The organism is Cobetia sp. 1AS1, assembly GCF_029846435.1.
GTDB classification, from domain to species: Bacteria; Pseudomonadota; Gammaproteobacteria; order Pseudomonadales; family Halomonadaceae; genus Cobetia; species Cobetia amphilecti.
This window is the reverse complement of sequence record NZ_JARWKU010000013.1, coordinates 88,606-110,977: the sequence shown is the minus strand read 5'-3', so window position 1 is coordinate 110,977 and position 22,372 is coordinate 88,606. Positions and strand designations below refer to the sequence as shown.

Sequence of the window (22,372 nt, the reverse complement as noted above, 5' to 3'; positions counted from 1 at the left end):
CATGCGTCCCCGGCAGCGGATGCGTACTTTACGCACGAACCGGCGTGAGGGCAAGGGCTTTTTCAAGAGATTGTCATTCTCGGGACATACGGGTGACATCTCTGCTCTGCCTTTCTCTCCCCTCCTCATACTGCTTCTCTTTTCTTCTTGTCCTCGTCGCGCCGTTGCTTGCTGACATCTTCCCCCGGCCAGAAACGCATTCGGCCCCGCCAGGAATGGCGGGGCCGAATATCGATCATCACATTGCTGACAGCTGACGCTTACTGGTTGCCGCGCAGCTTGCGCCCCAGCGCCATGATCGGGCCACTGGCGACATAGCAACCGAACAGGCCCAGCAGCATCACGGACGGCTCCAGCGAGATGACCACGAAGGCCAGCACGATGGCGAGCAGCGCCACGAAGGGCACCGGCCCCTTGAGGTCGATTTCCTTGAAGCTGTAGTAGCGGATGTTCGACACCATCAGGATACCGGCAGCCGCGACCACGAAGACCATCAGCGACTTGAAGGCGAAGGTCTCGGCGTCGAAGTTATGCATGGTCCATACGCAGCCGGCCACGAGTGCCGCCGCTGCCGGGCTCGGCAGACCGATGAACCACTTCTTGTCGGTGGAGCCGATCTGGACGTTGAAGCGCGCCAGACGCAGTGCAGCGCCTGCCACGTAGACGAAGGCGGCGATCCAGCCGATCTTGCCGACATCCTGCAGAATCCAGCTGAAGGTGACCAGCGCCGGCGCCACGCCGAAGGACAGCATGTCCGCGAGGCTGTCGTACTCGGCGCCGAAGGCGCTCTGGGTGTTGGTCAGGCGTGCCACACGACCATCCAGGCCGTCGAGCACCATCGAGACGAAGATGGCGATGGAGGCGTTGGCAAACTCCCCGTTCAGCGCACACACCACAGCGAAGAAGCCGGAGAACAGCGCGGAGGTGGTAAACAGGTTGGGCAGCAGATAGATGCCACGCCGACGAACGGGCTTGCCGTCCTCGATGGCTTCTTCCACGACCTCGCTGTCGTCGGTGAACTCCTCCACTACTTTGTCCAACACTGAACTGCTACGGCGTGTCTGTGCTTCGGGGGCTTCTTCTGCGCCGGGATGTCGATTTTCGTCAGTCATGGGATTCCTTGCATCATGCCTCGTCGTGGCAGGGTAACCACATTCTACACCTGCCAGTGAGCGCGAATAGTGGTGACACCCTAGCGGCCTCACCGTCGACTGTCACTTCCCTCTCCCATTCGATAGCGCTTATAGAGCAACAACGCAAGCGGGGCGCCCTCCTGATGGAGAGCGCCCCGCTCATTTCACGCCGGATCCAATAGGCAGGATCAGTTGCGTGACTTGTCGACCAGCTGGTTGGCAGTGATCCACGGCATCATGCCGCGCAGCTTCTCACCAGTCTGCTCGATCGGATGCTCGGCGTTCTGGCGACGACGGGCCGTCATGGACGGGTAGTTGGTGTTGCCTTCCTGGATGAACATCTTGGCGTATTCACCGCTCTGGATGCGCTTGAGTGCATTGCGCATGGCGACACGGGACTGCTCGTTGATGACTTCGGTGCCGGTCACGTACTCGCCATACTCCGCATTGTTGGAGATGGAGTAGTTCATGTTGGCGATACCGCCTTCGTACATCAGGTCGACGATCAGCTTGAGCTCGTGCAGACACTCGAAGTAGGCCATTTCCGGTGCGTAGCCCGCTTCGGTCAGGGTCTCGAAGCCCATCTTGACCAGCTCGACCGCGCCACCACACAGGACAGCCTGCTCACCGAACAGATCGGTTTCGGTCTCGTCCTTGAAGGTGGTCTCGATGATGCCGGTACGACCGCCGCCGACGCCTGCCGCGTAGGACAGTGCGATGTCCTTGGCCTGGCCAGTCGCATCCTGGTGGATGGCGATCAGGTCCGGGATACCGCCGCCCTTCACGAACTCGGAACGCACGGTGTGACCCGGTGCCTTCGGCGCGATCATGATGACGTCGAGGTCAGCACGCGGAACGACCTGATTGTAGTGGACGTTGAAGCCGTGAGCGAAGGCCAGGGTCGCGCCCTGCTTCAGGTTCGGTTCCACCTGGTTCTCGTAGATGGCCTTCTGGTTCTCGTCCGGCGCCAGGATCATGACCAGGTCGGCAGCCTTGACCGCTTCCTCGACTTCAGCAACCTTCAGGCCAGCCGCTTCGGCCTTGGCCCAGCTGGAGGAAGAGCGACGCAGGGCTACGGTGACGTCGACGCCGGATTCCTTCAGGTTGTTCGCGTGGGCGTGGCCCTGGGAACCGTAACCGAGGATGACCACTTTCTTGCCCTGGATGAGGGAGAGGTCACAATCCTTGTCGTAATAGAGTTTCATCGTCATTGCTCCTGGCGGCTCACCCCGTCAGCGGGATGGCGTGAGATCTTGAAAGAGTGTCTGTTATTCTTGCGACCCTTCCCGCGAGGGAAAGGCGTATGACAGTGTCCAGCGCCGACGGCCATCTGTCTCGGCCGCTCTGCGTCCTGGGGAGGTCGTGCGCCTTGGATCAAGGTCTGCCGTCCTCCTCCTGCGCGGCGATGAGTCCACCTTACCTGCACCTCGACATTGCGTAAAATGCTATATTTGCACCATCATATGCCATATTACGCAATACAAGGCATTTCCGCCTTCAGCACTCACCGACAGCGGACTCCGGCATGGACAATCGTCAACTCAAGCAATTCCTGACCCTCGCCGAAACGCTGCATTTCGGGCGCGCCAGCACAGCCTGCCACCTGAGCGCCTCTGCCCTGTCACGCGCCATCCGGGCCATGGAGGAAGAGCTGGGCGTCAGCCTGTTCGAACGCGACAACCGCAGCGTGGCGCTGACACCGGCGGGTGAACGCTTCCGTCGTCATGCTCGCGAACTCCTGAGTCAATGGGATGACATTCGCCAGTCACTGCTGGAAGACAGCGATGAACTGCGCGGCGAGCTCTCCCTGTATTGCTCGGTGACCGCCAGCTACAGCTTTCTCTACGAGATTCTGGCCACCTTTCGTGCCCGCCATCCGCATGTGGAGCTCAAGCTGCATACCGGCGACCCCGCCGTGGCCTTGGAGCGTGTCCTGATGGGCCACGAGGACCTGGCGATCGCCGCGCGCCCCGACGTGCTGCCTTCCCGTCTCGCCTTCACCGACTTCGCCGAGTCACCGCTGCGCTTCATTGCCCCGCGTCGTGATGGCCCCGGCCAGCAACTGGAAGGCATCGGCGAGGCGGACGATTCGGCGGCGGGCGACGACCACATCGACTGGACACGCGTGCCGATGATCCTGTCGGAGACTGGCCTGGCGCGCGAGCGCTTCGATGCCTGGTGCCATACACGCGGCATCAAGCCGCGCCTGTATGCCCAGGTCGCCGGCAACGAGGCCATCGTCAGCATGGTCGGACTGGGCTTCGGGATCGGCGTGGTGCCGCAGATCGTGCTCGACAATTCGCCGCTGGCCGACCAGGTGCGCATCCTTGATGTCGATCCGCCGCTGACCCCCTACAAGGTCGGCCTGTGCGTACAGGAAAAACGCCTGCGACATCCGCTGGTGCGCGCGTTGTGGGAGCAACTGCCCGGTTCACCGCAGCGACCCGCTGACTGATACCTGATAGCGAGCCAACGAAAATGGCGCAGCAACGAAAACGGCGCCCCGAGGGGCGCCGTTCTTGTCTTGCGATTCCACCACCACCGTCTTACAGGCTCAACACCTTCTCACCGCGCGCAATGCCGGAGACACCGGTACGTGCCACTTCCAGCACGCCCACCGGCTGCATCGCCGCCAGGAAGGCATCCAGCTTGCCACCGTCGCCGGTGATCTGGATGGTGTAGAGGCTCGGCGTGATGTCGACGATCTGGGCACGGAAGATGTCCGCCGTGCGCTTGATCTCATCACGCTGGGCGCCCAGCGCCTTGACCTTGACCAGCATCAGCTCGCGCTCGATGTGGCTGCCCTCGGTGAGATCCACCAGCTTGACCACATCCACCAGCTTGTTGAGGTGTTTGGTGATCTGCTCGATGACGCGATCTTCACCGACCGTGGTGACGGTCAGACGTGACAGGGTCGCGTCTTCGGTCGGGGCCACGTTGAGGGTCTCGATGTTGAAGTTGCGCTGTGAAAACAGGCCGACGACCCGTGACAGCGCGCCCGGTTCGTTTTCCATCAGAATGGAGATGATATGGCGCATCAGGTCCGCTCCGTCTTCGTAAGCAGCATGTCACGCATGGAGCCGAGAGGCACCTGCATCGGGTAGACGTGTTCACGCGGGTCGACATAGATGTCGAGGAACACCAGCTCGTCCTTGTTGCGGAAGGCTTCTTCCAGCGCAGGCTCGAGCTCCTCCACCGTGTGCACTTTGATGGCACGGAAGCCATAGGCACCCGCCAGCTGCACGAAGTCAGGCAGCGACTCCATATAGGAATGCGAGTGACGGGACTTGTAGTTCAGGTCCTGCCACTGACGCACCATGCCCAGCGACTGGTTGTTGAGGTTGATGATCTTGACCCCGATCCCGTACTGCTTACAGGTCGAGAACTCCTGCATCATCATCTGGAAGCTGCCTTCACCGGTGAACAGCACCACATCGTCTTCCGGGTAGGACATCTTGATACCCATGGCCGCCGGGAACCCGAAGCCCATGGTGCCCAGACCACCGGAGGTGATCCAGCGGTTGGGACGCTGGAACTTGTAGTACTGGGCGGCGAACATCTGGTGCTGACCGACATCGGTGGCGACGAAGGCTTCGCCACGCGTTGCACGGTGCACGGCTTCCACCACCTGTTGCGGCTTGAGCGGCTCACCCGGGGCGGACGGCTCATACAGCTTGCCTTCACGCTCGGCACGCCAGCCATCGATCTGGGACCACCAGGCCTCCAGTGCATCAGGATTGGCCAGCTCGCGGCCCTGCACCAGGCTGATCATCTCGTTGATCACGGCATCGGCCGGACCGACGATCGGCACATCGGCGCGCACGGTCTTGGAGACCGAGCTCGGGTCGATGTCGACGTGGATGATCTTGGCCGTCGGGCAGAACTTCGAGGTGTTGTTGGTCACGCGGTCATCGAAGCGCGCACCGATACAGATGATCAGGTCGGTGTGGTGCATGGCATTGTTCGACTCGTAGGAGCCGTGCATGCCGGGCCAGCCCAGACACTGCCGATCACCCTGCGGATAGGCACCGATGCCCATCAACGAGGTGGTGATGGGGAAGTTGAGGCGACGCACCAGGTCAGTCAGCGCTTCGCTGGCACGACCGGACACCACACCACCACCGGTGAAGAACAGCGGGCGGCGCGCCTTGAGCATCAGCTCGACGGCTTTCTTGATCTGGCCGCTGTGGCCACGGGTGACCGGGCTATAGGAGCGCATGCGTACCTTCTTGGGGTAGCTGTACTCATAGCGTTCGGTCGGGGCGGTCATGTCCTTCGGGATATCGATGACGACCGGCCCCGGGCGACCACTGGAGGCCAGATAGAAGGCCTTCTTGATCACCTCGGGAATCTCGCTCGGGTGCTTGATCGAGAAGCTGTGCTTCACGATCGGGCGGGTCACACCGACGATGTCGGTTTCCTGGAAGGCGTCTTCACCGATCAGATGGCTGGCGACCTGGCCACACAGCACGACCATGGGGATCGAGTCCATGTAGGCCGTGGCGATGCCGGTGACGGCATTGGTCGCGCCCGGGCCTGAGGTGACCAGCACCACACCCGGCTTGCCGGAGGCGCGCGCGTAACCATCGGCGGCGTGGGTCGCGGCCTGCTCGTGACGGACCAGAATGTGCTGGACCTTGTCCTGGCGGAACAGGGCGTCATAGATATGCAGCGCCGCTCCACCGGGATAGCCGTAAATATATTCCACGCCCTCGTCATGCAGGGCGCGGGCGATCATGTCAGCGCCGGAAAGCAATTCCACTTGGTTATTCTCCCCTGGAGGTCTCGAGTGCGTCCGGCGGCAATGCGCAAGCCGGATCGAGTGCGACCTGAATGTCGCTACCGCAGAAATTGCGGCACCTGATGCCAAACCCTGGCGTCTGCGGCCCGGTTAGGGCCTGCACTCTTGTCGCATCGGTTGGATGCGGTCGGGGCTGATGGCCGGTCGGTACGGTTGGCGTACCCGGACCGGCGTATCCTTTGACAGGCGGACAGCGACTCAGCGTCTGTCCTTCACGCGGCGCTTCGAGGGTCGCCCGAATGGCCGCGCCCGCAATCAGGAATGGTCAAGAGTCCAACAGCCGCAAGGGGCTGTCAACTCAACCTTACGCCAGTGTGCGCCGCCTGCGCCAAATGCCACACCGATAACAACGAATCCGGCCATAAGCGTGCGTAAAACCTCACCAATGGCGATAAATTCGCAATTTTCTGCTTCGTGAATTTCAGCCTGCCTCACGCCGGGTTGTCTTTTTGCGCCCGGGCGGCAGACACGAAAACGCCCCACCGCAAGCGGAAGGGCGTGCTTCCGTCACGGTGGGGCGTCACTCACGGGCGCACGAATCAGCGCGTGAAGGTCAGCTCCCCGCCCTCTTCGCCGACATGGATGACGTCACCGGGCACGAAGTCACCGCCCAGCAGGGCCTGGGCCAGCGGGTTCTCGATGCGGCTCTGGATGGCGCGCTTGAGCGGGCGAGCGCCATAGACCGGATCGAAGCCGGCCTTGGCCAGCAAGGCCATCGCCGGGTCGGTGATCTCGAAGCCGAGATCACGCTCGGCCAGACGCGCCTTGAGACGCTCAAGCTGAATGCCCGCGATGGAGGCGATCTGCGCCTGTCCCAGCGCGTGGAACACGACCACTTCATCGATGCGGTTGATCAGCTCCGGACGGAAGTGATTGCCGACGACTTCCATCACCGCCGTCTTCATGTCGTCGTACTGGAAGGCTGCCTTGCGCTCGGCACGCTCGTCGGCGCTTTCCGTACTGCCCTCGTCTTCCGCCAGCTCGCCATTGAGGCCGCTCATGCGCTGGATCATTTCCGAGCCCAGGTTTGAGGTCATCACGATCACGGTATTGCGGAAGTCGACGGTGCGCCCCTGACCATCGGTCAGGCGGCCATCTTCCAGCACCTGCAGCAGGATGTTGAAGACATCCGGATGCGCCTTCTCGACCTCGTCGAGCAGCAGCACGGAGTACGGCTTGCGGCGCACGGCCTCGGTCAGATAGCCGCCCTCTTCATAGCCGACATAGCCGGGAGGCGCGCCGATCAAGCGAGCCACGGAATGCTTCTCCATGAACTCGGACATGTCGATGCGCACCATCGCCTCTTCGGTGTCGAACAGGAAGCTGGCCAGTGACTTGCAGAGCTCCGTCTTGCCGACACCGGTCGGGCCGAGGAACAGGAAGGAGCCGTTGGGACGATTCGGGTCCGACAGCCCAGCGCGTGAACGACGCACCGCATTGGACACCGCGATCACCGCCTCGTCCTGGCCGATCACCTTCTCGTGCAGCGCCTCTTCCATGCGCAGCAACTTGTCACGCTCGCCTTCGAGCATCTTGGCGACCGGAATGCCGGTCCAGCGCGAGACGACCTCGGCAATCTCCTCCTCGGTGACATTGGAGCGCAGCAGCACGTGGGCGGAGGTATCCGCCTCGCCTTCGCCGGCTTCGCTGATCTGCTTCTCGAGTCCCGGAATCACGCCGTACTGCAGTTCCGACATGCGGCTGAGATCACCGGCGCGGCGCGCCTGCTCCAGATCGATACGCGCCTGCTCCAGCTCGGCCTTGAACTGGGCCGCGCCCTGGATGCTGGACTTCTCGGCCTTCCAGACCTCATCGAGGTCGGCATATTCACGCTCCAGCTCCGAGATCTGGTCCTCAAGCGCGCCGAGACGCTTGAGCGCCGCCTCATCTGTTTCCTTCTTGAGCGCTTCACGCTCCATCTTGAGCTGGATCAGGCGGCGGTCGAGACGGTCCATCTCCTCCGGCTTGGAATCCAGTTCCATGCGGATGCGTGACGCGGCCTCATCGATCAGGTCGATCGCCTTGTCCGGCAGCTGGCGGTCCGTGATGTAGCGCGAGGACAACCGCGCGGCGGCAATGATGGCGCTGTCGGTGATGTCGACCCCGTGGTGCACCTCGTAGCGCTCCTTCAGGCCACGCAGGATGGCGATGGTGTCTTCCTCGCTGGGCTGGTCGACCTGCACCTTCTGGAAGCGGCGCTCCAGCGCGGCGTCCTTCTCGATGTACTGGCGATACTCGTCAAGCGTGGTGGCACCGACACAGTGCAGCTCGCCACGCGCCAGCGCCGGCTTGAGCATGTTGCCGGCATCCATCGCGCCTTCGGCCTTGCCCGCGCCGACCATGGTGTGCAGCTCGTCGATGAACAGGATGACCTGGCCTTCTTCCTGCGCCAGCTCCTTCAGCACCGACTTGAGGCGCTCCTCGAATTCGCCGCGGAACTTGGCCCCCGCCAGCAGCGAGCCCATGTCGAGAGACAGCACGCGCTTGTTCTTGAGGCCTTCCGGCACCTCGCCATTGACGATACGGCTGGCCAGCCCTTCGACGATGGCGGTCTTGCCGACGCCGGGCTCACCGATCAGCACCGGGTTGTTCTTGGTGCGACGCTGCAACACCTGGATCGTGCGGCGAATTTCCTCGTCACGCCCGATCACCGGGTCGAGCTTGCCATCCCGCGCGCGCTCGGTCAGATCCAGGGTGTACTTGTTGAGCGCTTCGCGATTGTTCTCGGCATCGGCATCGCCCACGGCTTCGCCACCGCGCAGTGCATCGATGGCGGACGTCAGGGCGGGCTTCTTGATGCCCGAGGAAGTGAACAGCTTGCCCAGATCACCGCCCAGCTCCAGCGCAGCCAGCAGCGCGAGCTCGGAGGCGATGAATTGATCGCCGCGCTTCTGCGCTTCACGATCGGCCAGATTCAGAAGCTTGCCGAGGGCCTGCGAGGGCGCGACATTGCCGTCGAACTGGGACACGGTGGGCAGGTCATCCAGCTGGCGCTTGAGGCCGCTCATCAAGCTGGTGGCATCGCCGCCCGCCTTGTTGACCAGCGCCTTGAGGCCGCCATCGCGGTCTTCCAGCAGTGCCAGCAGCAGATGCTGCGGGTGAATTTCATTGTGGCCTCGCCCGACGGCGAGCGACTGGGCATCCGCCAGAGCGTTCTGCAGCTTGCTGGTGAGTTTGTCGATGCGCATGGTGCCTTCTCCTGAGAGTCATGGCGGTACTCCTTTTCTCAGGAGCTTCGCCTGTAACATTTCGTATCTGACTCTCAAGATGGGGGCTGGCGCACGGCTTTCAAGGCAGGATTCGCCGCGCTGCAGCATGTTGTGGCATTTGCCTGATCCAGGTCAGATTCCGGCTGCCTCGGCGCTCCCCCGCCGGCCATCATCTTTGCCACACACAGAAACGCCCCGCCAACCTGAGACATCAGGTCAACGGGGCGTTTGTGGGTACTGCATGTCGAGCTGGCGGAATGCGCTGACCCAAGTCCCGATCAGAGATTCCTGATCAGCGCCTCAGCGCAGCCAGATCACCGTGGCGAGGCGTCCGGTCACGCCATCATCACGCCGGTGGGAATAGAAGCGTGATTCAGAGGCGGTACAGAAGTGGCCGCCACTGACATGACCGACCCCGGCACGCTCGAGACGCAGGCGTGCCAGCTTGTAGAGATCACCCATGTAGTGACCGAGCCGGTAGGGGCTGGCCTCGAAGGCGTCATCGGCCTCGGGAAGGTCCGCGATGAAGGCGTCACGCACCTCGGGGCCGACCTCGAACTGCGCATTGGAGATCGCCGGACCCAGCCAGGCCATCAGCTCGCCGGGGTCATCACCGAGACGCTCGATGGTGGCTTCCAGTACGCCTTCGACCAGCCCGCGCCAACCCGCATGCGCCACGCCGACGCGCGTGCCCTGCCGATCACAGAACAGCACCGGCAGGCAGTCCGCCGTCATCACCACACAGGCCTGCCCGGTGCCGGTACTGATGCAGGCATCCGCCCGTGGCGGCGCATCCGGCCGGTCTTCGGCGTGGCAGACATCGAAGGCATCCACCACCTGAGTGCCGTGCACCTGATCCAGCCACGCCAGCGGACGACCGTCATCGACTTCCGCCGCGAGCAGCTCGCGTACCTGCGCCACCATCGCCGGGTCATCACCCACATGCAGCGCCGGATTGAAGCCGGCATACGGCCCCTGGCTGGGGCCGCTCTCACGCGTGGTCACGAAGGCCTGCACCGGGCTCGGCGCGGGCCAGTCCGGCAGTATCAGGGTCGGGCGTAGACTCTCGTCGTGCATAACCTCTCCTTGTGCGGCGTGTCGCGCGAGCCTGCCGCCTCAGCGAGCGATGTCTTCCTTGAGATAGTCGATCAACACCAGCATGTCGCCCGGCATCTCGGCGCGGAATTCGACTTCCTTGCCCGTGATCGGGTGGATGAAGGCGAGACGACGGGCATGCAGTGCCTGACGCGGGAACTGACGCAGCAGCTCCTTGAGCGGGTCACTGGCCCCCGGCGGCAGCTTCAGACGCCCGCCGTAGACCGGGTCTCCGACCAGCGGATAGCGCTGGTGCGCCATGTGCACGCGAATCTGGTGGGTACGCCCGGTTTCCAGCTTGCAGCGGATATGGGTGTGGCCCCGGAAACGTTCCACCACGCGGAAGTGGGTGACCGCCGGCTTGCCACTGTGAGTGACGGCCTGACGCTTGCGGTCCTTGGGGTGACGCCCGATGGGCGCATCCACGGTGGCACCGGAGGTCAGCACGCCCGTGACGACGGCATCGTACTCGCGCGACACGGTACGGGCCTGCAGCTGCTCGACCAGGTCCGCCTGGGCGGTCAATGACTTGGCCACCACCATCAGGCCGCTGGTGTCCTTGTCGAGACGGTGCACGATGCCGGCACGCGGCATCATGGAATTGCCCGGACAATGATGCAGGATGGCGTTGAGCAGCGTGCCATCGTGGTTACCCGCGCCCGGGTGCACGACCATGCCGTGCTCCTTGTTGATGACCAGCACGTCGTCATCTTCATAGACGATCTCGAGCTCGATATCTTCCGGCTCGTGGCTGACTTCTTCTTCAAGCTCGGCGGTCAGGGCCAGACGTTCACCGCCATAGACCTTCTCGCGGGGTTTGACGGCGGCACCGTCGAGGGTCAGCGCACCGGTCTTGATCCAGTGCTTGAGACGCTCGCGGGAATAGTCGGAGAAGATCTCGGCGCAGGCCTGATCAAGGCGCATGCCAATCATCGCCTCCGGGATCCGCTCTTCGCGGTTGATGGTGTCTGCCATATTGCTCTCTGAGGCCGTTTCGCACGAAAGGGCCTTTGCTTTATAGTGAGTGCGGATCGGCGGATTCTAGCATGCCCGCCATGGATTGCCCGAGATGAGGAAACCGATGCGCGCCCTTCCCTTGACTGCCCTCGCCCTGGCCAGCACCTTGCTGGCTGGCTGTGCGTCCAACGAGCCGGCACCGGATCTTCAGGAGCAGGACCTGTATCGTCAGGCCCAGGTTTCCCTGGATACCAGCCGCTTCAACTCCGCTGTGCAACAACTTGAAGCCCTGGATACTCGCTTCCCGTTCGGCAGCTACGCCGAACAGTCGCAGCTGGAGCTGATCTACGCCTATTACCAGGTCGACAACTGGGAGGCGGCACGCGCCGCGGCCAGCCGTTTCATTCGCCTGCACCCCGATCACCCGCAGGTCGATTATGCCTACTACATGCGTGGACTGGCAGCGTACAGCGCGGGTCGTTTCAGCCTGGAATCCCTCGATCTGATCGATATTTCCAAGCGTGACCTGGGCGCGACACGCGATGCCTATGTCGACTTCGGTGAGCTGGTACGTCGCTTCCCCAACAGCACCTACGCGGCAGATTCCCGTCAGCGCATCATCTATCTGCGCAACGTACTGGCGCGCGGCGAGCTGCAGACAGCCGATTTCTACCTGCGCAAGCAGGCCTATCTGGCTGCCGTGAAGCGTGGCGAGTGGGTCATTGAGCACTACCCTAACACTCCTGCCACCCGCGATGCGCTGGCCGTGATGGTCGAGGGCTATCTGGGCCTCGGTCTGCGTGACCGTGCCAGCGAGACGCTCAAGGTGCTGATCCAGAATGATCCGGACAACGAACGTCTGGATGGTCGTACCTTCGAGCCGCGTTACGTGAAGGCTGACGACCTGACGGTCTGACGACCGGCAGACGTCACCATCGAAAAGCCCGTGATCATCGATCACGGGCTTTTTCGTGCTGCCAGCATGGCCAGAATCGTTAGATTCAGGCGTTTTCAGCGTCTTGCGCAAAGAATCCGCAATCCGTCATTCGCCGGCCAGCCAGCCATTGACGATCGGGTAACGGCGGTCCCGCCCGAAGCCGCGCGGCGTGACGCGCACGCCTACCGGTGCCTGACGACGCTTGTACTCGGTACGGTCGACCAGACGCACCACGCGATAGACATCCTCTTCTTCAAAGCCTGAGCGGATGATCGCCTCGGCGCTCATGTCACCCTCGATATAGTGGGTGAGAATCGCATCCAGGGTGTCGTAGTCCGGCAGCGAATCGCTGTCGAGCTGGTCTTCGGCGAGCTCGGCGGACGGCGGGCGCGTGATGACGCGCTCCGGAATCGCCGGGCCCATGGTGTTGCGCCAGTTGGCGAGACGGAACACCCAGCTCTTGTAGACATCCTTGAGCGCGTTGTAGCCGCCGACCATGTCGCCGTAGAGCGTGGCGTAACCCACCGCCATCTCGCTCTTGTTGCCAGTGGTCAGCACCATCAGGCCCTTCTTGTTGGAGATGGCCATCAACAGCACGCCACGGCACCGCGACTGCAGATTCTCCTCGGTGGTGTCGCGCTCGCTGCCGGCGAAGCTCTCCGCCAGGGTCTCGGTGAAGGCCTCGACCATCGGCGCGATGGGCATCACCTCGTAATTCACGCCCAGCAGCCTGGCCTGCTCGGCGGCGTCTTCCTTGGAGATGTCCGCGGTGTAGTGATACGGCATCATCACGGCGTGCACGCGGTCCGCGCCCAGCGCATCGACGGCGATGGCCAGCGACAGGCCGGAATCGATGCCCCCGGAAAGCCCCAGCACCACACCCTTGAAGCCGCTCTTGTTGACGTAGTCACGCAGTCCGGTGACCAGTGCACAGTAGAGTGACTCCTCCGGCGACAGCAGCTCGGCGATCTCGCCACTCTGCGGCACCCAGTTGCCCCCCTCCGCCTTGAGGAACTGCACCGGCATCAGGCCGACATCCCACCACGGTGCCTGCACGCAGGTCTTGCCGTCGGCATCGATGGCGGCAGAGCCCCCGTCGAAGACCAGCTCATCCTGACCGCCGATCTGATTGACGTAGACCAGCGGGCAATTGACCTCGGCTGCCCGCTCGGCGAACAGCTGATTGCGCTCGGCCGGCTTCTCCAGGTGATAGGGCGAGGCGTTGAGGCTGACGAGAATCTCGGCACCGGCATCGCGCGCCTGACGGATCGGCGCGCCGTCCCACAGGTCTTCGCAGATGACGATGCCCAGGCGGGCACCGCGGCACTCGACCACACACGGCTCGCTGCCCGGCGTGAAATAGCGCTGCTCATCGAAGACCTGATAGTTGGGCAAGGCCTGCTTGGCATACTCGGCGATCCACTCACCATCCTTGAGCACACCGGCCAGGTTGTAACGCTTGCCGTCACGCATGCCGGGGTAGCCGACGATGACCATCACGCCCGGCGCGACCTTCTTCGCCATCTGGGCGCGCGCCTCCTCGAGGCGGGATTCCATGGACTCGCGCAGCAGCAGGTCTTCCGGCGGGTAGCCGGTCAGACACAACTCGGGCAGCACTACGACATCGGCCTTGTGCTCAAGACTCGCTTCACGCACCGATTCGATGGCACGCGCAGTGTTGCCGGGAATATCACCGACCAGCGGGTCGAGCTGGGCCATCACCAGAGTCAGATCTTGCATGCGGTAAGGATCTCTCGATTGGCGGTTCGATAAGGGGCCAGTACACTGTGGCCAGACATCTGGCTCAGATCACTGAGCCGTGCACCGGCCCACCTGTCATCATGTTGGCCGCCATTGTCCCGCAAGGTCGCGCCGCTGGCAAAAACCACGCGCGCCGCCTCATCTGGGAGTCATATAGGAATGAGCCTGTTGATCATTCGTCTGCTGGTTTTCGTCGCCCTGTTCTGGGCCGGCCTGCGCCTTTACCGCATGTATCGCCAATGGAAGCTGAGCCAGGACGACTACGGCAACGACAGCCCCGCCGAACGCGAGGCGCAGAACATGGTGCGCTGCGCCTACTGCGACCTGCATCTGCCGGAAAATGACGCCATCCGCCATGAGGCGCTGCACTTCTGCTGCCAGGAACACCAGCAGCACTTCCTCGACGAAGGACCGCGCAAATGATTCGCCACCGAGACGAGATGCTCGATGGCGAAAGACGGCTACCAATCCCTCAGGCCCAACGGATCTCACCGGCATCTGACGACGCATCCAGCGTGGCGATCTCGGCCAGCAGGGTCTCGGGCTGGTAAGGCGCGGGGTCGATGATCGGCGTGCGCCCAAGCAGTTGATCCGCCAGCAGACGGGTCGAGGCCGGCGCCAGTACCAGTCCATTGCGGTAATGGCCGGCATTGACGTGCAGGTGGCGGCGTTCAGGCACGGCGCCGATGAACGGCGTGCCGGTCGGCGAACCGGGGCGCAGTCCCGCCCAGTGGTGCTCGACCTCACACTCCGCCAGCGCAGGGATGATCTCGCAGGCGCTCTTGATCAGTGACTCACGCGCCTCGGCGGTGGTCGCCTTGTCGAAGCCGACCTCCTCCAGCGTCGAGCCGGCCACGATGCGACCATCGCCCCGCGGTATCACGTAGCGCCCATTCTTGAGCACCACGCGCTCCACCAGCCCCTTGGGCGCCTTGAACAACACCATCTGGCCGCGTACCGGCCGCACCGGCAGCGCAAGCCCCGCCTCACTCAGAATCTCTCGACTCCAGGCACCACCGCAGACCACGACCTGCCCGGCAGACAGCACTGAATTGGCGGTCTGTACGCCAATGGCGGTGTCGTCCTGCAGCAGAATGCCCTGCACCGCGACATTCTCCAGCAGGCGCACGCGCGGGTGAGCGTCGAGCGCGGCGCGCAGTGACTTGCCCAGACGCGGATTGCGGATGCTGCCAAGCGTCGGCATCCACAGCGCCGACTCGCAACCGGGCGCGACCGCCGGTGCCTTGTCATAGACGAAGTCGGCGTCCACGCGCGTCAGCGGCTTGTCATATTCCCGGGACCAGGCCAGTGCCTGCTCGGCATCCTCGACATTCAGGTACAGCAGGCCCTGCTGGCGATATTCGGGGTCGATGCCGGTGGTCTCGATCAGGCGCTCGGCCAGCGTGGGGTAGAAGCCTTCCGACCAGGCAGACAGGCGCGAGATTGGCGCGCTATAACGCCACGGATACAACGGCGAGACGATACCGCCGCCCGCCCATGACGCCTCACGCCCACACTGGCCTCGCTCGACCAGCGTGACCTCGGCACCGCCATCCGCCAGCTCCAGCGCGGTCAGCATGCCGATCACGCCACCGCCTACCACCACAAAGTCATTCACGCCTGTTCGCTCCTGCCATCAGCCCGGGAAAGGAATCAAGAATACGCCGCCCGCAAGGCGGTGCAAGCGAGCCGCGTGCAATCCAGCATTGAACAGAGTCTCCAGCATCGTGCAGAGCCGAGCGCTTCACGGCTACCAGCAATCGCCATCGCCGGTTGTATCTCGGACACCGGTATTGGTGAGGGTCAGCGCGGGGCAGTCGGCATCGGCGCTCTGAGGCGCCACCGCGGTCGCGATGAGCGTGAAGCGCGTGGTCGTGGCGCCATCCTCCAGGCTCAGGGTGTAATAGCCTTCCGGCGACTCGGTGGCACGCCCCAGTCCTTCTTCATCACAATCACTGTCGCCGGCGATGCTGGTCGCGTAGCCACCGCAACGCGCCATGTAGCGCTCCTGGGCCTGGGCCAATGACATCAGTGCCGCCTGCCCATCGGCACGACGCGAGCGGATCACCTGGTCCTGATAGCTCGGGTAGGCGATCGCCGCGAGAATGCCGACGATGACGATCACGATCATGATCTCCGTCAGCGTGAAGCCTGAGGTGTACCGGCGCCGAGAGAGGCGCGAACGGGAAGAGAGAAGACTGGCCATGAAGTGCTTCCTTGAAGAACGTGAATGAAGGGGCTTGGGTGAAAGACCAGGGCGAAAGACTTCAGTGAAAGACTCGGGCGAAAGCCTCGGCTAAAAGGCATCGAGCAAGCCTGCCAGAAGGAAATAAACCTTGCTGAAAGGCAAGGCGCCGCCACTCCGGGGAAGGCGTGGCGGCGCAGCGTGTCATCCTTGCCTCATGTCCGAGGCGGGCTCAGCGCAGCTGATACCAGGAGACACGGCCGGTGTCCGTCGAGCTGGACACGTTGAGATCATAGGACGAGACACCGCCCTCCTCGCTGCCCAGCGAACTGGTGCCCACGTAGACCGTATCACCGACACTGACACTGGACGTCGGTGTACCGCTCAACTTGACGCTGACGATGACATTGCCGACGGCGACGGTGCCATCAACGAGGGTACCGACCAGGTCATCAGCGCTGAAGGCCTCATCCTGATTGAAATCGAAGATGGTCACGTAGCTGCCTTCGCTATCGTCGTAGGTCGGCAGACCTGTCTCGGTGTCCAGCGCGACCAGCCAGCCACCGCCGGTACTTTCACAGAAGTTGGTTCCGGTACTGGACGTGCTGGTGGAGAAGACCACCAGATTGGAGAGCAGATTGGCCGGCTCGACCAGCTCTTCCTGCTCGGAGGCGTCCAGATCCAGATACCAGCCGAAGCGATCCGTGTCTTGATCCTCGAGCTGGCTGGGATAGTAGGCAAAGCTGTCGCCGCCAAGGGTCCGGCCTGTCAGCTCGCCGTTGGTGTAGCTGCCGCTGACGAAGTTGCGTGCCTCAAGGTCACTGCGCGTCAGGCTGGTATGACTGCCGCCGGTATCCAGCACGGTGTAGAGGCTCTGCGTGACCCAGGCTTCATCTTCAGCATCGGCGTACATGTCCTGGCCGGTCCCGAAGGACACCAGCAGATTGGGCGAGGCCATGGTGTGCGTCTCGCCGGAGTAGCGACTGAGTGTCGGCTTGACGGTGATCGGCTGCAACGCGTCCGTCTGGCACTCCCCGCCGGTCAGGCTGGTAGCACAGGCCGTGAACAGGCGCGTGACACTCCACTTGCTGCTGTCGTCATCACTGAGGTCGAACTTCCACAGCCGCCCCTGCAGGTCTCCGCCATAGGCGAAATCGACGGTGCCATTGCTGTCGAGGTCCGCGACCTGCAGGTTTGCCAATCCGCCGGTCACTCCGCTGGGGGACAGCTTGGCGATCACGCCGCCGGCATTGACTCCATCAAGCTCCAATGCGAACAACGTCGGCGCGGCGTTCTCATCGGCCGTTTCCAGACCGTTGCCGACCAGCACCGCGCTGTCGCCGTTGTTCAGTGACACGATATGCGCGCTGCCGTAGACATGCCCCATGTCATCATCGTCGCTGGCACCGAATTCCCAGCGCACCACATCATCTTCGTCGAAGTCTTCGCCTGCCACGGCCTTGGTGACATTGAGCGCGAACAGGCCGCGCCCACCGCCGGCGAGACCGGATACCAGCCACTCCTCACCATTCAGGCTGGCCAGACGCAGTTCACCGTCGACGTAGTAGCGATGCTGATAGCCCGGGTCCGTCAGATACCCCAACCCTGCGTCGTCCTCTTCGCTGTAGAGCAGTTCCGGAATGTAAGCGAACTGCTCGTTGCCGGTCTTGAGGTCGAAGGCATGCAGCATGCCGTCGTTGGCCCCGACGAAGACACTGCCCTCTGTCGTCGAGTCTTCTTGAGTCACGACGACAGGCGACGAGCCGATGATGTCGCCCAGCTGGACGCCAGTGCGATTGCGCAGGCCATCACCTTCGTATTCATCGCTGCCCCGCAACCATTCGATCGCCGCCTCCACATGGTCATCGGTGGAGTTGCCACCGACCTCCATGCGCGCGAGATCATTGCGCTGGCTGGAGCTCAGACGGCCCGCGTTGTCGGTCGTGAACTCGACTCCGTTGCCGCCGGACATGGTGAAGACCGTACGCGACTCAACACCATCCTTCTCTTCCAATGCCTCACTCAACTGGGTGGCAGCACTCCAGACCTGGTCGTCATCCTCGACGTCCTTGCCCTCCTGTACCGACGAGGCCACCACATCACCCGTCCAGGTCGAGGCGGAATAGCGGCTCTCGATCAGTTGGCTGTCCGTCTCGACACTGGCCGTGGTCAGGTTGGTGGAGAGGCCACTGACACTGTTGCCCACCGCGACGATCTCGGAGGCGATCGCCGCCAGGGCCGAGACGAGGTCCGTCGGGCTGGAGGCATTGAAGTAGGAGCCACCGCCATCGATGGCCGCCTGCTCCAGGTCATCGATAGTGCTGGAGCTGCTCTCGATGACGCGATCCTTGTCATCCCAGTCGTTACTGGTCGACTCGACCCCGAACGCCACCGTATAGGTCGTCATCACCTGCTTTTCATAGGTCCCGCTTCCAAGCTTCGGCAAGAGATCATTATGAGCATAATAATAAGCGACATCCGCCAGCGTGGCATCACCGCCATAACTGTAGTTATAACTTTCCCGCCAGGTTCGTCCGTCACCATTGGCATCGCCGATCTTGCTTTCAATATTATTGGAGGCGGAAGAGTTTTCGGAATTCCAGAAACCATCCGTGATCAAAACAGTGAAGTTCTGCTGACACATACCGCCTTCATCTTCGGAAAGAATCGGCGTGGAACCCAGGCTGGAGTAATTGTCACTGTAATATTCACCAGCGCGGTAGAGTGCCTCACGCAAGGGCGTCGACACATAGGTGTTGCTTGAGCTGATTTCAGTTTTGACGATGGCATCCTTGATCTCATCAAGATGATCGTTGCCACTGTCACTTGTCGTGACGACTGATACCAGATTACCCAGTACATTGGTGACATATTCTATGATCGAATCCAGAATATCATCGACCTTTACCTTGGTTGCCGTCTCTGAGCCGGGATTGATGGTGATGAAGCCGGTACGGTACTCAATATCGGAAAGCAGCTCGAGACCGGCAGCCTTGCCGACATTCAAGCGACTGCGATAATAAGTGAACCAGTTGGCATAGTTGACCTGCTCATCCGGGGTGAGATCCGAAACCTGCACTTCGCTGCTGTCACTGCAATTGCTGCCAGTGTAATAACGAAACTCGAGATCCGGATCCGTCAGGTCAACCAGATTGTCTTCATCATCGCCTTCATTGAAATCAATCCACGCCGCTGCCGGGTCCATGTCATCATAACGCTCATCCCCATTTCCAGACTTCCAGGGCTGATAGACCTGATCCGGGTCATAGGCTTGGCTATTGGAGTCAGCACAGAAGTATTTGTTGGAAAGATCTTGCGGCTTGAAGACATATTCACAGGACCACTTCCATCCATTACTATATTTTTTCTCGACCCACTCACATACCTGTCGCTTCTTATAAAGCATGTTGTAGCCCTGATAGGAGCTACCACCATCAAAGGTGTCTTCCCAGGTCATCGAGCCCGAATCATCCAGCACCAGCAGGACGTTGGGGGTAACACCGACACTCTGGGTGGTGGGCAACTGGAGTAGCGTGTCGCTATCTGCCAGCACGGGCAAGGCGACCAGCAGCCCGCCTGACAGCAAGGCCGGCAGGTGAATACGACGCAAGCCGCTACGGCGGGGTGAGTGCTTCGATTTCATCGATAGATTCCCTTCAATCGGCCATCATGATTTCGCTTTGCACCACTGCCAGTGCACGCTTCCTGCTATCAGGGTCACCTGCGCTCTCAAGACTCCAACCGGCGGCCGTGATGCGGAAGGCATTCAACAACTGACTGCTGCTCAGGTTATCGTCATTCAGAACGCCTTCCGTCGTCTCTCCGAGATACTCGATGACATAGTTGCCGTTGTCAGCCGCATCACCACTCAAGACACCTTCCCCCTCCCAGGCGTCTGCCTGCAGAGGATCGAAGTCCAGGTCCTCCCCCGCCGTGACGTCATAGAAGCCGTCCCCACCGAAATCATCCAGGGTCAGCTCCCCCTCGAGCAGACGACTCTCAGCCTGTTGCTGAAGGCTCTCGGCCTCCGCGTAGGCGTTGTCGTAGAACTGGGTATTCATCAACATGCGGGTCTGCAACTGGGTATCTTCATTGCCTGTCACCGCCATCACGCCCACCACGATCAGCATGATCAGCACGACCAGCAATGCCATGCCTTGCTGGCGTGGCGGCCTGGAAGAACTTGCCTGGTTCATAGACCGATATTCCTCGGGCTCAGGGTGATATCGAAGGTGCGTTGCAACTCACCGTTCCCCTCACCCTCGACGTTGATCGTCGGCGGCGTCTTGAGGGTCAGGCTGATGTGGATCCGTCTGACGCTGCTCCAGTCGTTCGCGGCTTCCACTTCCGCCACGCTGCGCTCCACGGCAAAGCGACTCGCGCTACCGCTGCCGGAGGCCGTATCGAAGGTCAGGTCCAACGCTTCGACGTATCGCGCCACTTCTTCGCCACAGCCTGCTGCCGGGTCGCCATCGACATCCTCGCCGTTCAGGCAGAGCCGAACGGGGGAGTCGTCATCGGCCTGTGACAGCAACAGGTACCAACGCTGCAGCGGATAGACATATGCCTGGGTCTGTATGGTGCCGCCATAGCCGTGCTCGACGGCGCTCGACAGCTCGAGCGAGTTGTTGCCATCGCCCGAGAGGCGCGCGATGTCGCCGCTCTCACAGTCGCTGATCAGCACGACGCTATCCGTCTCCAGCGTGCCGGAGGTGTAGTCCTCCAGGGTCAGCGAGGTATCGCCCTGGGCGACGCTCGCCCCGAGTTGCCAACCGCGCTGCGCTCCCAGCGCCGGTACCTGCAAGGCCAGACGGTCGTAGGTGATCCCCGCCACCGTGTCGGACTCGGCCGTCAGAGGAGAATCGGACAGCGCATGGCTGCCGGTACCATCACTGACACTGCTCACCGACGCACAGCCGGAAAAGCCGGCATTGCGCACCAATGGCTGCAGGCGGCGTGTGACGTGGCGTGCAGACTCCTGCAGGTAAGACACGGCAGACGTGGTGTTGAGGGTAGAGCGCGAGGCCAGAAAGTATTCCAGCGCCATGGCGGAAATGAACAGTCCCAGCACCAGCGCCAGCATCAATTCGACCAGGCCGACGCCCTGCTGGGCATGCCGTGAGGGAATCGAGCGCGGCGCCCGAGGCGAGCGCGACGCGAAGGCTCGCAGCGGGAGGGAGGCTTTCGACGACATCAGGGCACCACTCGTATCTGTAGGGTCTCGCTCAACGCCTGAGCATCGGCGTCCATGCTGTCTTCGTTCTGCCCGAGCTGCGCGGCACCGCTCCAGCCGAGGGTCAGGGTGAGAAGGTCACTGCCGCTGCTGGCGATGGACCCGACCGGCGCGTTCAGACTGCTGTCCTCAAGCCTGTCCGCCCACACCGCCACATCACGGGCCGCAAGCTCGGCAACACTGCAGGGACAACCGCCCGGATTTCCTGCCCCCGCAGTGGAAAGCCCATCATAGTCATCCACGCCATCGGGGTTGGCTTGAATGCGCTCAGCCATGCTGACCAGGAGAATACGGGCTTCGGTACGCGCGTAACTCTCGTTGTTGGCCTGCAGACTCTCCATCTGCATGAGCCCGAACCCCAGCAATGTCAGCCCCATCAACAGCAGAGCGATCAACGCCTCCAGCAGGCTGGTACCTTGCTGGCCACCGCTTGCGCGGGGCATGCCAAGCTCAGCAACTCTGGTCATCGCTGCCATAAGTCTCCGTCAATACTCGTCCGATGGGAGTCAATTCAAGCTGGCGATGGCCCTGCCCGCCCGACTGATCGCAGATCAACAACCAGGTGGAATCAGAGGTCGCGCCCTGATCATCGAAAGTCACGCCGGCAACACCCGCCTGCACGGTGATGGCGGCATCAAATACGCGCAACAGGTCATCGCCCAGCGACGCCCGTGCCTCGGCCTGACTGCCCTGCACCACCGCCCAGCCATTGCTCCAGCTGGTGGAATTCATGCAGGCGTCACCCTGCGCATTCAGGGGGCAAAGCGTTATGTCGTCGCCGCTGGCCACCGCCTCGCTACGCGCATAGTTGATGGAAGCCACGAGCGTCTCGGCCGTGCCGGTGACGGCGTTGCGCGCGACCACCCCCTGCCAGGCGGGGACGGCAATCGTGATCGTGATCACGAGAATGGCCAGCGTGATCATCAGCTCAATCAACGTGAAGCCTTGCTGGCGGCCCTGCTGACATCCATGCCGAAGTGCAGGAAAAAGCTGCATCGTCTTACCCCTGAAAGCCACGCAGGCCAAAGCACCCTGCAGGGCGTGAAATTGGGCAATTTAAC

18 protein-coding genes are annotated in these 22,372 nt (G+C 62.3%); 3 read left to right on the top strand and 15 right to left on the bottom strand.

From position 1 onward, the window contains the following. Nucleotides 1–260: 260 nt before the first annotated feature. Together pssA and ilvC are read right to left on the bottom strand one after the other, a co-directional pair. On the bottom strand, nucleotides 261–1,112 hold the full coding sequence (pssA, locus tag QD280_RS17010; RefSeq protein ID WP_279840069.1) for a CDP-diacylglycerol--serine O-phosphatidyltransferase: 852 nt from the start codon (nucleotides 1,110–1,112) through the stop codon (nucleotides 261–263). Between the two features lie 209 nt (nucleotides 1,113–1,321). Beyond that, complete coding sequence (ilvC, locus tag QD280_RS17005; protein WP_043337232.1) at nucleotides 1,322–2,338, bottom strand: ketol-acid reductoisomerase; 1,017 nt, start codon at nucleotides 2,336–2,338, stop codon at nucleotides 1,322–1,324. Nucleotides 2,339–2,658: 320 nt separating this feature from the next. Between ilvC and ilvY the strand changes: the two genes are divergently transcribed. Beyond that, nucleotides 2,659–3,588 (top strand): HTH-type transcriptional activator IlvY, encoded by a 930-nt coding sequence (gene ilvY, locus QD280_RS17000; protein ID WP_043337230.1) that lies wholly within the window; start codon nucleotides 2,659–2,661, stop codon nucleotides 3,586–3,588. 91 nt (nucleotides 3,589–3,679) lie between these two features. Here the strand turns inward: ilvY and ilvN are convergent, their stop codons facing one another. The 5 genes from ilvN to rluD form a co-directional block, all read right to left on the bottom strand. Further along, complete coding sequence (ilvN, locus tag QD280_RS16995; protein ID WP_043337227.1) at nucleotides 3,680–4,171, bottom strand: acetolactate synthase small subunit; 492 nt, start codon at nucleotides 4,169–4,171, stop codon at nucleotides 3,680–3,682. Next, nucleotides 4,171–5,895: an acetolactate synthase 3 large subunit gene (locus QD280_RS16990; protein WP_043337225.1), complete on the bottom strand. Its 1,725-nt coding sequence runs from the start codon at nucleotides 5,893–5,895 to the stop codon at nucleotides 4,171–4,173. The genes ilvN and QD280_RS16990 overlap by 1 nt, the downstream gene beginning before the upstream one ends. Nucleotides 5,896–6,473: 578 nt before the next feature. Then, nucleotides 6,474–9,122 carry an ATP-dependent chaperone ClpB gene (gene clpB, locus QD280_RS16985; RefSeq protein WP_279840068.1) on the bottom strand — a complete coding sequence of 883 codons (2,649 nt, stop codon included), beginning with the start codon at nucleotides 9,120–9,122 and terminating at the stop codon, nucleotides 6,474–6,476. Between the two features lie 321 nt (nucleotides 9,123–9,443). Next, nucleotides 9,444–10,220 (bottom strand): peptidoglycan editing factor PgeF, encoded by a 777-nt coding sequence (pgeF, locus tag QD280_RS16980; protein WP_043337183.1) that lies wholly within the window; start codon nucleotides 10,218–10,220, stop codon nucleotides 9,444–9,446. A 39-nt stretch (nucleotides 10,221–10,259) separates the two neighbouring features. Beyond that, nucleotides 10,260–11,213 (bottom strand): 23S rRNA pseudouridine(1911/1915/1917) synthase RluD, encoded by a 954-nt coding sequence (gene rluD / locus QD280_RS16975; RefSeq protein WP_054556942.1) that lies wholly within the window; start codon nucleotides 11,211–11,213, stop codon nucleotides 10,260–10,262. 106 nt (nucleotides 11,214–11,319) lie between these two features. Here rluD and QD280_RS16970 point away from each other — a divergent pair, with 106 nt between their 5' ends. Continuing rightward, on the top strand, nucleotides 11,320–12,111 hold the full coding sequence (locus tag QD280_RS16970) for an outer membrane protein assembly factor BamD (RefSeq protein ID WP_107335861.1): 792 nt from the start codon (nucleotides 11,320–11,322) through the stop codon (nucleotides 12,109–12,111). A 126-nt stretch (nucleotides 12,112–12,237) separates the two neighbouring features. Here the strand turns inward: QD280_RS16970 and QD280_RS16965 are convergent, their stop codons facing one another. Beyond that, complete coding sequence (locus QD280_RS16965) at nucleotides 12,238–13,872, bottom strand: NAD+ synthase (protein ID WP_279834865.1); 1,635 nt, start codon at nucleotides 13,870–13,872, stop codon at nucleotides 12,238–12,240. A 180-nt stretch (nucleotides 13,873–14,052) separates the two neighbouring features. Here QD280_RS16965 and QD280_RS16960 point away from each other — a divergent pair, with 180 nt between their 5' ends. Beyond that, nucleotides 14,053–14,316 (top strand): PP0621 family protein, encoded by a 264-nt coding sequence (locus QD280_RS16960; protein ID WP_043337174.1) that lies wholly within the window; start codon nucleotides 14,053–14,055, stop codon nucleotides 14,314–14,316. A 49-nt stretch (nucleotides 14,317–14,365) separates the two neighbouring features. On the opposite strand, the gene thiO is transcribed toward QD280_RS16960, so the two are convergent. The 7 genes from thiO to QD280_RS16925 form a co-directional block, all read right to left on the bottom strand. Beyond that, nucleotides 14,366–15,511 carry a glycine oxidase ThiO gene (gene thiO / locus QD280_RS16955; protein ID WP_279840067.1) on the bottom strand — a complete coding sequence of 382 codons (1,146 nt, stop codon included), beginning with the start codon at nucleotides 15,509–15,511 and terminating at the stop codon, nucleotides 14,366–14,368. A 132-nt stretch (nucleotides 15,512–15,643) separates the two neighbouring features. Further along, complete coding sequence (locus tag QD280_RS16950) at nucleotides 15,644–16,099, bottom strand: type IV pilin protein (RefSeq protein WP_054556939.1); 456 nt, start codon at nucleotides 16,097–16,099, stop codon at nucleotides 15,644–15,646. A gap of 211 nt (nucleotides 16,100–16,310) precedes the next feature. Next, nucleotides 16,311–19,721, bottom strand: coding sequence for a PilC/PilY family type IV pilus protein (locus QD280_RS16945; RefSeq protein ID WP_279840066.1), 3,411 nt, complete (start codon nucleotides 19,719–19,721; stop codon nucleotides 16,311–16,313). Nucleotides 19,722–19,734: 13 nt separating this feature from the next. Continuing rightward, a complete protein-coding gene (locus QD280_RS16940) occupies nucleotides 19,735–20,274 on the bottom strand; it encodes a hypothetical protein (RefSeq protein ID WP_054556937.1) in 540 nt (179 codons plus the stop codon). Then, nucleotides 20,271–21,272 carry a hypothetical protein gene (locus QD280_RS16935; protein ID WP_279840065.1) on the bottom strand — a complete coding sequence of 334 codons (1,002 nt, stop codon included), beginning with the start codon at nucleotides 21,270–21,272 and terminating at the stop codon, nucleotides 20,271–20,273. Before QD280_RS16935 ends, QD280_RS16940 begins: the two co-directional genes overlap by 4 nt. Beyond that, on the bottom strand, nucleotides 21,272–21,754 hold the full coding sequence (locus QD280_RS16930) for a hypothetical protein (RefSeq protein WP_192839443.1): 483 nt from the start codon (nucleotides 21,752–21,754) through the stop codon (nucleotides 21,272–21,274). The genes QD280_RS16935 and QD280_RS16930 overlap by 1 nt, the downstream gene beginning before the upstream one ends. A 7-nt stretch (nucleotides 21,755–21,761) precedes the next feature. Then, the gene (locus tag QD280_RS16925) at nucleotides 21,762–22,307 is read right to left on the bottom strand and encodes a GspH/FimT family pseudopilin (RefSeq protein ID WP_279840064.1); all 546 of its coding nucleotides are present in this window, start codon (nucleotides 22,305–22,307) and stop codon (nucleotides 21,762–21,764) included. Between the last annotated feature and the right edge of the window lie 65 nt (nucleotides 22,308–22,372).